Raw genomic sequence first — 15436 nt, 5'->3', positions numbered from 1 at the left:
AAGCTGCATTATTTACCAATGCAGCTTTTGTATAAGAATTTCGGATAATCCTCTTGTTTTTATTTTTTATTTTGTTGTGCCAAAATAAGAGCTTCTATATCTCTCCAATCATAGATATGAAAAACTTTTCCGTTGCTCATTGCTACAAACATACCTTTAGGAAAATCTGGTCCAAAATTAACATTACTAACATCCGATCCATCACTTTCTTTAGTAGAAACTGGTATGATAGCAATCCTTTGGTATGTATTTTCATTAGTATCTCCTTCTCGTCTATAGACATTAAAAGTATTGGCTTGCTGATCTGAGACCAAAATATAACCTGTTTTCTCACCTGTTGGATAAATAGAAATCCCTTCGATATCTGATTTGAAATCATTGGTACCAAATAAAGCTAATTGTTCATTAGAAGCTGATGGATCTGCATTATATTTATGAATCCCGTATTGTTCATCAGAATAATAAATTACTCCCAAAGCATCATCTACTGCAATAGATTCTATTTCTTTTTTACCTGAGTATTCGCCAAACTTACGAACGAGCTCTCCAATTACTTGTCCATTACCATCACCTTTCAGCAGATATTGATACAAATACGAGCCAGAAGGTCCTGTTTTTCTCCCAACAACTGCATAAATTTGTTGTGTTGCAGGGTTTTTATATAATGCAATACCCATTGGACTTTTTTGATCACTATCTTCGAAAACAGAAATCCCTCCGTTATCTATTGGTTTTAGTTCTGGCACCGAAAAAACACGTATTTTGTTAGTTTCGCGCTCTGTAAATACAGCGATATCCATTTTTTTACCACCTACTTCTAATCCATATTCTACATCAATGTTGTTGGGACGTTGTATCCCCAAAACTTTATTTACAATCTTACCTTTTAAATCGTAAACATAAATCCCTCCATTGGTTTCTTTGTCTGTACCTAAAATTAAACTTTTGGAGGCATCTTGTGGATTAATCCAAAATGCTGGATCATCTGTATCAAATTGAACTTTTTGTGTTTTATAAACTGGTTTAACCTTCATAGATGTACATTGTACCATCAAAAAAGAAACCGAAGCTATCAATAATATCTTTTTCATTAAAAATCGAATTTTAGTCCTACGTTGTATCTTGGTTTATAATATTCCATTTGCATTGTTCTGTTCTTTTCGCCTTGGTAATATCTTAATGGTTGGTTGGTAAGATTATTAGCTTCAACAAAGAATCTTATTTTTTCTGTGATGGCATAAGATACGTTAGCGTCTAAGAAGGTTTGTTTATCATAGTAACGGTCATCAAAAGCAACACCTCCAATCTCATCTAAATAAGAAGCTGTATAGTTAAGCGATACACGTGCAGAGAATCTTTTGTTTTCCCAAGATAAGGACGAGTTAAACATATGTGGTGCTGTTCCTGGCAACATTAGACCTTCTCTTTGTACATCATCTCCTGCAATACCTTTGGCTTTGGAATGTGTATAAGTATAATTGGCATAAATCCCAAAATGACTAAGAAAACCAGGTAGAAAATCTAGTTGTCTTTGCAAAGCAACTTCAAAACCATAAACGTCTACACTTTGTCCGTTTCTGGCTTGTGAAAATACGTAGGTGTTATCTGCTCCCAAATCATTAGCGAGATCAGGAAACTGTTGTGTAAACTTGTCTCTTGTAAAATTTTGATCGATGTAATTAAAGATAAATTTATTAATCTTTTTATAAAAACCACCAACTGATATTAATCCCACTGATTTGAAATAGTACTCTCCCATTACATCGAAGTTATGAGCATAAGAAGCTTTCAAATCTGGATTACCTGCATCTATTTGTGCATCTTCTCCTGGTGTAATATTCACAAATGGAGACAAATTGTAATACCCTGGTCTTGCCAAAGAAGTTGTATAAGCAGCCCTAAGAACCATATCATCTGTTGGCGTATACTTGAAGGTAATGCTTGGTAAATAATTGGTATAGTCGTTTTTGATTTTTCTCTCACCTTCTAACATTACATCATCATCTTCGGTTTTGGTGATATTACCAGTATACTCTGTGTGGGTATTTTCTAAACGAAGACCTGCAATGAAAGAAAAATCATCCGTAATATTTTGGTCCCAACGGATATATCCAGCATAGATTTGTTCTTTGGCTTTGTAATTAATCCCTAGATATTCTGCAGGATTACTTTCTGAAGAAAACATTCCTGTATTGTATAAATCCAAATTGCCTAATAATTGTTTTGATGCAAAATATCCTGGGATATACTTGCTATTTGGAGACCAATTTTTACCATCCCAATAGACTGGATTAATTTTATCCATAGTGGCTAAGCTGGTGTTGGCATCGGTTGGAGTATAGTCATTAAAACTGTTCTCTCTTTCTTTTTGTTTGATTCTTGTTTTTGCTCCAAATCTCAATCTGCCTTTTTGCTCTGATATGATATTAAGCGGAATTCTAAGATCTACTTTCCCCGTAATCTCATCTTCAAAAGTATGACCAAACTGCTCCGTAAGTGTTCGGAATTTAAAGGATTTGAGTGTAGGTTCTGTTGTTGGCGTTAGTAATGGTTCTTTCTCACTATCATAACCAGAAAGTGCTACTCCCTTTGACTGATAATCTATATAACGTTCATTAGGGCGGTCTTCGGACGCTCGTGAATAACCTCCAGACCAATTTAATTGTAGCTGAGAACCCAACAAATGTTCACCATTGATAAAATAGTTTTGCATAATCTGGCGTTCTAGCCTTGCCGCTTTACTTTTATCAGTATCTATACCACCTTTGGTTTGTGCTCTAAGATCAGCTTTGTAACCAGTAATAAGACTTTCATCTGTTTTGTCGTAGATAGGTGTAACTTTATTAAATCTCAGTCTATATCTATTTTCCCAATCGTCTCGCCAGTTATAAACAGCACCAGCTTTGATGATATTTTTATCATTAATTTTAAAATCAAAATTAGCCCCTAAACTTTTACGCTCTCTTCTTACATCATATTTGCGAATATCCATCTCTCTGATGTAAGCATTACCAAAATTATCCTGCGCCCAAACACCTTCTACATTATCTGACCCATAATCTTGATTATTATAAGAACCGTTGAAAACAAACCCAAATTTTTTACCAAAATAACGGTTACCATACATAAAAGCTGTATTGCTAGATACTTTATCTCTAATAGGATTATAACCACCAGCCGCGGTAAGAGATATTCTTTCTTTATTAGGTGCAGTTCTTGTGATGAGATTTACGGAACCTCCAATGGCGTCTGCATCCATATCTGGCGTTAAGGTTTTGTTAACTTCGATAAGTTGAATCATATCGGAAGGAATTAGATCCATCTGAACTCGTCTATTATCACCTTCTGCTGACGGAATTCTGTTCCCATTGAGAGTAACTGAGTTAAGTTCTGGAGCCAGACCTCTAATAATAATATCTCTAGCTTCACCTTGGTCATTTTGCATGGTAATCCCAGGTACTCGTTTTAAAGCATCTCCGATATTAGAATCCGGAAATTTCCCTACCTGATCAGACGAAACAATATTGGTGATATTAGAATTATTTTTCTGCGTATTTAGGGCTCTAGCTTGGTTTTGTCTGCTAATACCAAGAAGCCGAACCTCTTTTATTGTAGTTGACTTATTTTTATCAAACAAAACATCTACGCTAGTATTATTCTCGGATTTCACAACTACTGTTGATTGCTGACTGCCATAACCAATATAATCTACGGTTAGCGTATAGGTTCCTTCTGGAACATTAAGGAAGACATAATCGCCTGTAGCATCAGATATTGTGTAATAATTACCAGGTGTTAAAGTTAGTTTTGCACCAGGCAAAGGAATTTGGTTATTATCATTAATAATCCCAGAGATACTACCTTTTTGCGCAAACACAAAAACTGTTGCACAAAAAAGTACAGTTGTAATAAGCTTTTTCATTTAGATTTATTTGCGGACAAAAATAAGATTGCGCTCTTTTAAACTTATTAATTCAACTTAAATCATATAATAATTCTATTAAAACTAAATATCAATAGGATTTAACAAATAATTTTCAATCAATTTATCTTTCATCTTGGATAAATTGATTGAAAAATTTACAAAATTTGCTGAGTGATCAAGTTAAGTCTGTTTCTTTCTTTTGAAAATCTGAAGCAAAAGAAAACAATTCAAAACAGAATAAGCTAGAATTACACCAATGAAAAACCAAAAACTTCTACCTTCCAAAAACCATTCTCCATTTCCAGAAAACGAATCTCTGAGAGCGAAAAACATCAGCACAATCAAAAACAGATTGATGACAACAGAAAAAATCAAAATGATTTTATAAATGGTTTCTTGGTATTTTATCATTTAGGAATTACAAAGATACTTCAAAGTTTTTTATAATTTAAAACCACATAGACACATAGAGATGATTCTTTTCAGCTTAATTAGAATTTAAATCTATGTTTCTATGTGGTTAATATTCTTAATTCTGTAAAAATTCTTTCACAGCCGCATTGAAATCAACAGGATTATTAGCCTGAACCCAATGTGCAGCATTTTTAATTTTAATAACTTCAGAGTTTGGAAATTGTTGTCTGATGAGAAACTCGTCTTGTGGAAGAATATAATTGGAATTAGCTCCGGCAATGAATAAAGTCGGACCACTGAACACGCCAAACTTGATAGCATTAGAAACAAACTCAGTATATTTTGAAGCCAAAGTTTCAAGATTGAATCTCCAAGCCAGTTTTTTCTCCTCTGTCCAATACAAATTCTTCATCAAAAACTGAATCACAAATTTCTCGTGAATATATGCTCCAAGAACTTTTTCTACATCTTGACGAGATTCAACCTTAGAAAAATCGACTGTTTGTAAAGCTTTGATAATTCCTTGATGATGTGGCGGATAAGCTTTTGGTGTAATATCTACGACAATCAATTTTTCCAATCTTTCAGGGAAATTAATAGCGAACTGCATCACAGCTTTTCCTCCCAAAGAATGCCCCAAAACATTGGCTTTTTGGATATTATGAGCATCCATATAATTAGCAATATCCTGAGCCAAATCATCGTGTGACATAGAATCTGAATGAAAACTTCTGCCGTGATTTCTCAAATCTAAAATGTGCGTTGGCATCAATTCACCAAATTCTTTCCCAAAACTCCCCCAATTATCAAGCATCCCGAACAATCCGTGAAAAACCAAAAGTGGCGTTTCTGTTCTTTCTTCTCCGTATATTTTTGAATGTAAAATTTCCATTAATAATAAAATATAATTACCACTTCGCCAATCGTTTCAGATAAGCTTGAACCGTATTTTCCAAACCAAGATAAAGTGCTTCCGAAATCAAAGCGTGACCAATGGAAACTTCCAAAAGATTCGGGATATTGTCTGAGAAATATTTTAAATTTTCTAATGACAAATCGTGTCCAGCATTGATTCCTAAACCAAATTCATTAGCGACAACAGCCGTTTTAAAATAAGATTCTACTGCAAATTCTTTGTTTTCTGTGTAATGTTTTGCGTAAGCTTCTGTATAAAGTTCGATTCTATCTGTTCCAGTTTCAGCTGCGAATTTCACCATTTCAGGATTTGGATCAAGGAAAATAGACGTTCTGATTCCAGCATTTTTGAATTCTGAAATAATAGATTTCAAGAAATCCAGATTCTTTTCACAATCCCAACCTGCGTTTGATGTAATCGCATCATCAGCATCAGGAACCAAAGTCACTTGCTCTGGTTTCACTTCCAAAACCATATCGATAAACGGACGATGTGGATTCCCTTCAATATTGAATTCTGTTGTAACCAAAGGTTTCAAATCGTAAACATCTTTTCTCGTGATATGTCTTTCGTCTGGTCTTGGATGGATTGTAATCCCTTGCGCTCCGAATCTTTCCAAATCCAAAGCTACTTGAGCTACACTTGGAACATCGCCTCCTCTTGCATTTCTGAGGGTTGCTATTTTATTAATATTGACACTTAGTTTGGTCATAATTGATAATTGATAATTGATAATTGATAATTGATTGTTATATTTTATGTACTTGCATTATTTCCAAATCAAATTCTTTGGAAGCCACCAAAAGATGGTCGAATATATCAGCCTGAATTTGTTCAAAATGCTCCCATCTTGAATCATTGGCAAAACAGTAAATTTCCAAAGGCATACCTTGTGGTGTAATTTCCATTTGTCTTACCAATATGGTTCCCTCTTGGTCTATATTAGGGTTGTTTTTAAGATAATTCAAAGCATAAATTCTGAAAGTTCCGATGTTGGTCAATTGCTTGCCATTGATAATCTCATCAGCATTTTTCAGCGTACTTTTTTGAGTGTCGATTTCTTTTTTCTTTTCCACAAGATAATCGTGAATCAGATTAATTTTCAACAATTCACTAATAGCTTCATCATTCAGGAATTTGAAAGATTTAATATTAAAAACGATGGATTTCTTGATTCTTCGGGTATTGGTTTCCGACATTACCTGCATATTCTTGATTTCTGTAGTAAGCAAATCGTAAGTCGGAATAGTAGATAATGTTTTGTCGAAATTTCTGATTTTGGTTGTTAACAAATCAATATCTTCAATATTACCTTCAATCGTATATTTCGGAATAGAAACCCAATCTCCAACTTTTATATTTTTGGACGTTGCTACGTGAATCCCTGTAACAAAACCCAAAATTGTATCTCTGAAAATCAAAACAATAACTGCTGTAATTGCCCCAAGGCTTCCTAAAATTGTAGCACCACTGATATCGAAAATAACACAGATAGCAATAACACTGAAAATAAACATTCCAAAAATCCTAACCGTTTGAGAAATAGAATTAATGGCGATAATTTTATAGTAATCTTTCTGTATCAAATAATAGTTTTGTAAAACTTTGATAAAACGGAATGCCATATTTGCGATTGCAAGAACGATAACAAAATTTATCATTCTCTCTAGAAGATCAAAACTTTTTGGATGTCTGTAAAAAATGGAATATAATGCGAACTTTCCAATTATCAAAGCCAATATATTAGCCACAGAATTAGTGACTTTAGCTTTATAAATGGATTTCATCACAGGATATTTCTCCTTATCAAAAAAGAATCTAAAAACAAGATTAATCCCATTTTTAAGAATAAAAGCAACAGCATAAATTAGGAAAATCAGAAGAACAAACTTAAGAGTAATCTGACTCGTTAGGACAAATTCATCAGGAAAAAAATCTTTACAGAAGAAATGAATTTCATCACTGATTTGCTGAAGAAAATCTTTGTAATCTATGAGTTCGTTTTTCATTTAGAGGAATTATTTCACAAATTTAAGGATAAAAAAAATCTTTTGGCATTACTTTGAATGTTGTATTTTTAAATAAATTTAAAAACTATGGATTCTGTTTTTATTGACATTATCGCTTTGGTTCTACTTTTCATAGGAATGCTAGGAACTTTCCTTCCCATTTTACCCGGATTATTATTGAGTATCTGTGGACTACTGATATTCAAATTCGGCACAGAAAACGATATGCCAATGTTGTATGTCTGGATTTTTGCTTTTCTGACACTTATTTCCACAGTTCTGAATTACGTTATCCCTTCAAAAACCAACAAAAAATATGGCGGAACTCGCTACGGAAGTATTGGTTCTTTTATTGGAACACTTCTCGGTTTGTTTTTCATCCCGATTCCTTTAGGATTTTTGATAGGAATGTTATTAGGCGTTTTCCTTGGAGAATTGTTACACGACATCAATGACAGAAAAAAAGCCTTCAACTCTATGAAAGGTGCTTTTATTGGCTTTGTATATGGCACCGGTTTTAGTTTAATGGTTGGGCTGGCAATGTTTTTGGTTGTTGGCTATTATATTTTCTTTTAAAATTTTGAATAATGAAATTTAAAGCACTTTTATTCGCACCTATCCTATTGTTGATGAGCAATTGCAAAACACAATCTCAAACTTCAACATCAGATAATATTATTAAACTTGGAGTCAACAAAAAAGTTACGATTCCAAACTCAAAGATGAGTTTAGAATTTAAAGAAATTATCGAAGACAGCCGTTGCCCTGCTAATGTAACTTGTGTTTGGGAAGGTATTGCGATCGTCAATCTAATTGCATTTTCAGGAAAAGACACAAAAGACATCAAAGTCGCAACAAGAGATTTCTTGCCAAAAGAAGTTACCAAATCTTTTAATTATTCGGGGTATAGATTTACAGTACAGGAAGTAAAACCTTATCCCGGAGGAAAAGAAGAAGCGGCTACTGTAACTCTTAAATATGAAAAGGAAAATTAATCATCCCCAAACAATTTGATTTTTTCCTTTCTCTAAAAGATAATTATTGATTTTCGAAAACGGCTTGCTTCCGAAAAAACCTCTGTAAACAGAGAATGGCGAAGGATGCGCCGATTGAATAATAAAATGTTTAGTCTCGTCTATCAACGAGGCTTTTTTTTGTGCAAATGCACCCCAAAGAACAAACACCACATTTCGTTTGTTGTCAGAAATTTGTTTAATGATAAAGTCTGTGAAAACTTCCCAACCCATATCTTTATGAGAATTTGGCTCGTGCGCTTTTACAGTTAAAGTAGCATTCAGAAGGAGAACACCTTGTTTTGCCCAATCCTGTAAATCTTTGTTTTTTCTTTCTATTCCGATGTCATCTTTTAACTCGATGAAAATATTTTTGAGTGAAGGTGGCGCAGTTACACTTTCTGAAACCGAGAAACAAAGTCCATTGGCCTGACCATCGTTATGATAAGGGTCTTGCCCAATAATGACAACTTCCACATTATCAAATTCCGTCAGTTCCAAAGCACGGAAAATCTCATTTTTCGGAGGAAAACATTTAGTTGAATTATATTGAACTTTCACTTTCTCCCAAAGTTGATCAAAATAATCGCTTTCCTTTATCGGCTTCAAAACTTCGTTCCAAGTCATTTTTCTGATTTTTTACAAAATTAAATTTAAAAAGTATTAACGCAAAGGCACTAAATATTTTTATTTAAAAACGTTTTTAAGGCGCAAACTGAAAATAAGAAAAACACTTCACCTCCGCTCTCAGTGTGACACTAATAAAAATGCTATAATATTTAAGGTTTGTCAGGCTGAACGGAGTCGAAGTCTTTAAATAACAAAATAACTTTAAACTTTCGCGACTTTGTGTTATAACAAAAAACGTATCTCTTTTACAGGGAAATAAAGTTAATTATTCATAAAAGTCCTTTGGCTTAATTTTTATTATAATAAATTCGGGCGAAATTTTAAATTTTATCTAAAAATACAGTCCTTAATAGAATGAAGATCTGGAATAGTTTTATTTTCTCAACAATATTTATGACTAATTTATCTGCGCAGAATACGATTATCGTCGGAACTTACACCAACAGTGATAAGTGCAACAGCGGCGGTATCCATATTTTTGATTTTGATGAAAATACTTATAAATATAATCTCAAATATCACACAGAAAATATCATTAATCCAAGTTTTGTAAGCCTTAGTCCAGACAAAAAATTTCTTTTTTCTGTCAACGAAAATGGTAACAAAAGCACAATTACTTCTTTTTCTATCGATGAACCGAATGGAACGCTTATCAAAAAAGACGAACGTAAAACGCAAGGCGAAGATCCTTGTTTCTTGATTTCTGATGACCAAAATGTTATTGTTGCCAATTATTCCGGTGGCAACATTAATGTTTTCAAACGTTATGCTGATGGAAAATTATCGGATGTTTTTCAGAATATCAAATTCGAAGGTGTAGGGGTGAATCCAAAAAGACAGGAAAAATCACACATTCATCAGGTTCAGTTTTGTCAGGATGGAAAATATCTTTTGGCAACTGATTTAGGTTTGGATAAAATTTATGTTTTCAAATACAACAAAACCGGCGAAAAAGTCTTGGAAAAAATTAGTGAATTTGACGCAAAAAAAGGTTCTGGCCCAAGACATATTGCTTTTAACAAAAGTGGGAATCTGATTTATCTTGTTCAGGAGTTGAGTGGTGATTTATCTGTTTTAAGTTTCTATGAAGGTAAAATTGAATTAGTTCAGGAAGAAACATTATTATCAAGGAAAGTGAGATTTAATTTCAGAGCAGCAGATATTCATTTATCAGAAAACGAAAAATTCTTGTATGTAACCAATCGTGATGATGCGGATGATATCACGACTTTTGAAATTTTGAAGAATGGTAAAGTAAAAAGAATTCAACAACTCAAAACAACTGGTAGAAATCCTAGAAATTTTGCCATCAGCCCCAATAATAAATTGGTTTTGATTGCTAACCAAGATACGAATAGAATCAATATTTTTGACCGAGATTTGAAGTCTGGCTTATTGAAAGCTACTGGAAAATCGATTCCTGTTTGCAGCCCCGTGAATATTATTTTTTATGAAAAAGGTAAATAATTTTACAACTAAACAATATTTTAAACAAAACACAGTTCTAATAGATTAATGCTTGATGAAATCGATGCTTGATAAAAAATTTATCCTCACTTTTTTTCTGATTTTAATAAATGGTTTACTTTTCTCACAAAACGAAAAAGAAAACCAAATTGAAGACGTCGTTATCAAAGGCGTAAAAAAATATAAGAACAAAAAAGAAAATCCAGCTTACGCTATTATGCAACAGGTCTGGAAAAAGAAAAAATCCAACGGACTTCTGCTCCACAAAGATTATCAATACAAAACTTACGAGAAAATCGATTTTCGTTTAGACAATATTGATAGTGCATTTACCAAGAAAAAGGCATTTCGTGGCATGGATTCTATCATTTTCAAATATAATGATTCTTCTGAAATTGCCGGAAAAGCGGTTCTTCCAATCTTCATTACAGAAAGTATCTTCAATGTATATGGTAAAAATAATCCAAAAAAAGAACGCAAAGATTTGGTTGCGACAAGACTTTCTGGATTGAAGAATAATCAAATTGTTTCCAAAACGATACAGAATATGTATCAGGATATTAATATTTATGATAATACGATTAATTATCTGAATATTGGCTTTGTAAGTCCAGTTTCGACCGATGGTTTCGGTATTTTTGATTATAACATTACAGATACCATTGAGGTTAATACCGTTCGTTCTTACGAGATTAGATTCACTCCCAAAAACCCTGACGCTTTGGCTCTGAAAGGGCGTCTTTACATTTCTATGGACAAGTATAATGTGATGAAAGTGGAGATGGAAACGAATAAAAAAATCAATATCAATTTCGTGAAAAACATTGCTACAGATTTGGAATTCGACAATCCTGATGATTCTACTTTTATTCCAATTAGAAATGAAACGACATTACAATTGGTTCTCAATGATAAGGAAAAAGCAAAATATGTCCTCGCGAAAAGAGTTGCTAATTATTCTGATTATCAATTTGACAAAGGGCTCACGGATGAATTCCTCAACAAAATTGTTGTTCCCGAAGACGAAATGGTTGCTAAAGACGAAGAATATTGGCAAACCAACAGAACAGAAGCGCTCACAACCAGCCAACAGAATATCTACAAAATGTACGACGAATTAGAACATAATCCGAAGTACAAAAAAGTCGTCAAAATCATAGAAATCGGAAATTCAGGTTACATTCCACTTGGGAAAAGTGGTATTGATTTCGGGAATATTTTTCAGTCTTTTGGTTATAATGATATTGAAGGAACTAGGCTGAGAGCCGGTTTCAGAACCTATCGCGGAAAGAATGATATGTGGCGAATCCAGGCTTACACCGCTTACGGTTTCAGAGATCAAAAATGGAAATTTGGAGGCGAAGCAAAATATATGTTCAATAAAACCGATCGTTTTCAGATTGGTGCCGGTTTCAGAAAAGATGTTTTACAGTTAGGCGTTCAATTGACTACTGACGAAGGTATTATGACACGCTCATTTGCTTCTTCTTCTGTTCTTAACAGTGGCGAAACGACTTCTATGAGTTCTGTAAAACAGAGTAATATCTATACGAGTATCGAACCTTGGAAAAACATCCAACTGCGTTTTGATGCGACTCAACAAAGCATCCAATCTGCAGATTCTAACTTATTCAATATCAACTATTACAGAAACGGTGTTTTGCGAACAGACTTGAATGATACGAGATTTACAGCAACAATTATCGCAAGACCTGGAATCAAATTTTCAACTTATGGCGTTGACCGTTATGAAATGACTGCTTTGGCAAATAACCCAACTTTGATTTTGAAATACACAAAAGGTGTTGGTGGTGTTTTTAATTCTGATTTTAATTATAACAAATTACAATTCTATTATTACCAACCAGTTATTTTAGGAAATTGGGGAAGATTATTTGCTAATGTTGAAGCAGGTAAAAACTTTGATGCACTTCCACTCGCTTTGCAAAATGTGATGCCTGCCAACCAGTCTTACGGATTAGTGCGTGGCGTTTTCTCTTTGATGAATTACTATGAATTTGTGGCAGATTCTTATGCTGTTTTGTTTCTGGAACATCACTTCAATGGGAAAATTTTATCTCAAATTCCTTTGATTAAAAAACTTAAACTAAGAGAAGTTGCGTTTTTCCGTTCTGGAGTTGGAAGTTTGAGACAAGAATCCATCACTATGAATGCTGGGAATATGAATCTTAGCGCTCCTGATAAACCTTATTACGAGTATGGTTTTGGAATCGAGAATATCGGTTGGGGGAATTTCAGATTATTGAGAGTTGATTTTAACTGGAGAGGAAATTACTTAAATCACAAAACAACTGCGAATACTGATGTAAGAAAATTCGGTATTCAGTTTGGTTTCCAGATGAATTTTTAGAAAATTTGTTACAAGCAGAACTTTTTTTGTAATGAAGTCTATTTTCCAAAACAAATAATCATCAATGAAAATCCAAAAAATTGTTCTACTCTTAAGCTTTTTAATTTTTACAAGTCTATATTCACAAAAACAATTTGTATTTTTTGGTTCTTACAATTGGGACAAAGGTTCTGAAGCTGTGTATGTTTACGAACTAGATAACGAGACTGGAAAATTGACTAAAGTTGCTTCATCTTCAGACGTAATCAATCCAGGCTATATCACGGTTTCGTCTGACGGAAAATATATTTACGCTTCTTCTGACGCCAAAACGCCAAATTACGGAACAGTAAGTTCTTTTGCCTTCGATGCCGAAAAAAAATCATTGACTTTTCTAAATCAACAAAAAACGGGTGGCGAAAATCCAGTTTATGTTAATGTCGATAAAAGTGGAAAATGGCTCATTAATACAACTTACAATCAAGCTACGATTTCAGTTTTTCCACTCCTTGAAAATGGGAAAATCGATTCAATTGTTCAGCATTTTGAGTTTACAGAAGGAAGCGGTGTAAACACGAAAAGGCAAGAAAAAGCGCACACACATTCTGCCGTTTTTTCACCAGATTTTAAAACTGTACTTTTTGCAGATTTGGGAGCAGACAAAATATTACAATATCCATTTTATTCAACCAAAAAACAACCTTTGGTTGACAGCCAAAGTATTTTCATCAATACAAAACCAGGAAGCGGACCAAGACATATCACTTTCAGCAAAGACGGGAAATTGGCTTATTCTATAGAAGAATTGGCAGGGATGATTTCGGTTTATGATTTTTCTGAAAACAAACTGAAAGAAATCCAAAGAATTGCGACGCATCCTGACAAAATCAAAGATGGTTTTGAAAGTTCTGATGTGCATATCTCGCCAGATGGAAAATTTTTGTATGCGACTAACAGAGGAAAAGAGAATAATATTGCAATTTTCAAAGTCTTAAATGATGGAAAATTAGAATCTGTCGGTTACCAAAAAACGGGTGGAAAACATCCAAGAACTTTTGCGATTGATGAAACAGGAAAATTCATTATTGTGACAAATGTTATTTCGCAAGATGTAACCATTTTCAAAAGAAACTTAGAAACCGGAATGTTGAAGAAAGTCGGAAAACCTGTTAAAATTAAGAATGTGACTTGTGTGAAGACGAAGATGTATTAAATTTGATTTTATATTTATCTAATTAAATGCTTACACAAAAAGAATTACTAAAAATTTATTCAGGTTTTAATGATGACGAAATTGTTGTTTTAGCAACCTATGAATCAAAAAAACTTACTGAAATAGCCGTTCCAATTCTTATCGATGAGCTTACTAAAAGGAATCTTGGTAAAGATTTACTCGATTGGGTCAGTATGGAAAGAAATTTTTTCAAAGGGACAGAATTGGAAGTTTTAAAATCAAAAATTAAAAATTCCATATGCTCAGATTGTAAAACTCTAAAAAATGATGTAAGAGGTTTTTTCATTCATCATTGTTCCTTAACACATAATCCGAGTGAAGCAAAACTTATTTTATGTGAAAGTTGTGGTAAAAAATTGAGAAGAAAAAATTATATTATTTCTGCAACATTCGGTTGGCTTTCTCTGAGAAGCTTTATCAAAGTTCCATTATATTTCCTAGGTGAAATATTTTACAGTTTTGCCAGAAAAACTCAAAGCAGAAAAATCATTGAAGAATTTATATTTGAGAATACTGGTTTAATCAGAAAATTAGGAATTGATAGAATTAACGAAGTAATTACCACAAACAATAGATACCAACTAAGTTTAAAAAGAGATAACAGGGATTATATTTTTGAATTTTTCTAATTCTTCAAGCTTTAAATTTAGCTTTTTCAAAATCCTTATAAATTACCTTATCTTTGCAAAAAATCGGAATTGGACGTTAGAGCAAAAAAACATCTTGGTCAGCATTTTCTTACAGACCAGAATATAGCACGCAACATTGTAGATTCGTTGTCTTTTGAAGGCTACAAAAAAGTTTTGGAAGTTGGTCCGGGAATGGGCGTTCTTACAAAATTTCTTCTTGAAAAAGAGTCAGAAATCTATGTTGCAGAAATCGACCAAGAATCTATCGTTTATCTCAAAAAACATTATCCAAAACTTGAAGAACAACATTTTGTTGGTGACTTTTTGAAAATTAATATTCCGGAGGTTTTTGGTGAAGAATTAGCCGTGATTGGCAATTTCCCTTATAATATTTCGTCTCAGATTCTTTTTAAGATTATTGATAATTACACTTTGATTCCGGAAATGAGCGGAATGTTCCAGAAAGAAGTTGCTGAAAGAACCGCTGCAAAACCAAGAACAAAAGATTACGGTATTTTGTCCGTTCTGGTTCAGGCTTATTATGATGTGGACTATCTTTTTACTGTTCACGAAAACGTCTTCAATCCGCCTCCAAAAGTAAAATCCGGCGTCATCCGAATGACCCGAAATCTAAAACCTGGATTGGCTGGAAATGAAGTTCTTTTCAAACAAATCGTGAAAGCTGGTTTTGGACAAAGACGAAAAAAAATGAGCAACGCGCTGAAAGTTCTCGGCATTCCTGAAAATATGAAATCGCATCCTTTCCTTGACATCAGAGCAGAAGAATTGTCTGTTGCTGATTTTATTGCTTTTGCTAATGAATGGAAGAATAAATTAAACTGATTTGAA

Annotated in this window: 14 protein-coding genes; 7 read left to right on the top strand and 7 right to left on the bottom strand. The window is 33.4% G+C overall.

Annotated elements, in window-relative coordinates; translation table 11 throughout:
* Positions 1–59: 59 nt before the first annotated feature.
* The 6 genes from V7P73_RS13095 to V7P73_RS13070 form a co-directional block, all read right to left on the bottom strand.
* Positions 60–1091, bottom strand: coding sequence for a phytase (locus tag V7P73_RS13095; protein ID WP_333854346.1), 1032 nt, complete (start codon positions 1089–1091; stop codon positions 60–62).
* Positions 1091–3922: a TonB-dependent receptor gene (locus tag V7P73_RS13090; protein ID WP_333854344.1), complete on the bottom strand. Its 2832-nt coding sequence runs from the start codon at positions 3920–3922 to the stop codon at positions 1091–1093. Before V7P73_RS13090 ends, V7P73_RS13095 begins: the two co-directional genes overlap by 1 nt.
* 183 nt (positions 3923–4105) lie before the next feature.
* Positions 4106–4336, bottom strand: coding sequence for a hypothetical protein (locus V7P73_RS13085; protein ID WP_333854342.1), 231 nt, complete (start codon positions 4334–4336; stop codon positions 4106–4108).
* A 118-nt stretch (positions 4337–4454) separates the two neighbouring features.
* On the bottom strand, positions 4455–5231 hold the full coding sequence (locus V7P73_RS13080; protein WP_333854340.1) for an alpha/beta fold hydrolase: 777 nt from the start codon (positions 5229–5231) through the stop codon (positions 4455–4457).
* A 16-nt stretch (positions 5232–5247) separates the two neighbouring features.
* Positions 5248–5967, bottom strand: a complete 720-nt coding sequence (locus tag V7P73_RS13075) for a pyridoxine 5'-phosphate synthase (RefSeq protein WP_333854338.1) — start codon at positions 5965–5967, stop codon at positions 5248–5250.
* Positions 5968–6004: 37 nt separating this feature from the next.
* A complete protein-coding gene (locus V7P73_RS13070) occupies positions 6005–7264 on the bottom strand; it encodes a mechanosensitive ion channel family protein (protein WP_333854336.1) in 1260 nt (419 codons plus the stop codon).
* A gap of 87 nt (positions 7265–7351) precedes the next feature.
* Between V7P73_RS13070 and V7P73_RS13065 the strand changes: the two genes are divergently transcribed.
* Together V7P73_RS13065 and V7P73_RS13060 are read left to right on the top strand one after the other, a co-directional pair.
* Entirely contained in the window at positions 7352–7840 is a 489-nt protein-coding gene (locus V7P73_RS13065) for a DUF456 domain-containing protein (RefSeq protein WP_333854334.1), read from the top strand.
* 11 nt (positions 7841–7851) lie between these two features.
* A complete protein-coding gene (locus tag V7P73_RS13060) occupies positions 7852–8259 on the top strand; it encodes a hypothetical protein (RefSeq protein WP_333854332.1) in 408 nt (135 codons plus the stop codon).
* Here V7P73_RS13060 and V7P73_RS13055 read toward each other — a convergent pair whose 3' ends face one another.
* A complete protein-coding gene (locus V7P73_RS13055) occupies positions 8260–8904 on the bottom strand; it encodes a uracil-DNA glycosylase (protein WP_333854330.1) in 645 nt (214 codons plus the stop codon).
* Between the two features lie 396 nt (positions 8905–9300).
* On the opposite strand from V7P73_RS13055, the gene V7P73_RS13050 reads away from it, so the two are divergent.
* The 5 genes from V7P73_RS13050 to rsmA all read left to right on the top strand — a co-directional run bounded on the left by V7P73_RS13050 (position 9301) and on the right by rsmA (position 15430).
* Positions 9301–10374, top strand: a complete 1074-nt coding sequence (locus tag V7P73_RS13050) for a lactonase family protein (protein ID WP_333854328.1) — start codon at positions 9301–9303, stop codon at positions 10372–10374.
* A 64-nt stretch (positions 10375–10438) separates the two neighbouring features.
* Positions 10439–12745, top strand: coding sequence for a DUF5686 family protein (locus V7P73_RS13045; protein WP_333854327.1), 2307 nt, complete (start codon positions 10439–10441; stop codon positions 12743–12745).
* A 64-nt stretch (positions 12746–12809) separates the two neighbouring features.
* Positions 12810–13937 (top strand): lactonase family protein, encoded by a 1128-nt coding sequence (locus V7P73_RS13040; protein ID WP_333854326.1) that lies wholly within the window; start codon positions 12810–12812, stop codon positions 13935–13937.
* A gap of 26 nt (positions 13938–13963) precedes the next feature.
* Complete coding sequence (locus V7P73_RS13035; protein ID WP_333854325.1) at positions 13964–14587, top strand: hypothetical protein; 624 nt, start codon at positions 13964–13966, stop codon at positions 14585–14587.
* A 69-nt stretch (positions 14588–14656) separates the two neighbouring features.
* Positions 14657–15430: a 16S rRNA (adenine(1518)-N(6)/adenine(1519)-N(6))-dimethyltransferase RsmA gene (gene rsmA, locus V7P73_RS13030; protein WP_333854324.1), complete on the top strand. Its 774-nt coding sequence runs from the start codon at positions 14657–14659 to the stop codon at positions 15428–15430.
* Positions 15431–15436: the final 6 nt, after the last annotated feature.

The organism is Epilithonimonas sp. (genome assembly GCF_036780765.1).
Taxonomy (GTDB): Bacteria; Bacteroidota; Bacteroidia; order Flavobacteriales; family Weeksellaceae; genus Epilithonimonas.
This window is presented reverse-complemented; position numbering and strand designations above follow the sequence as displayed.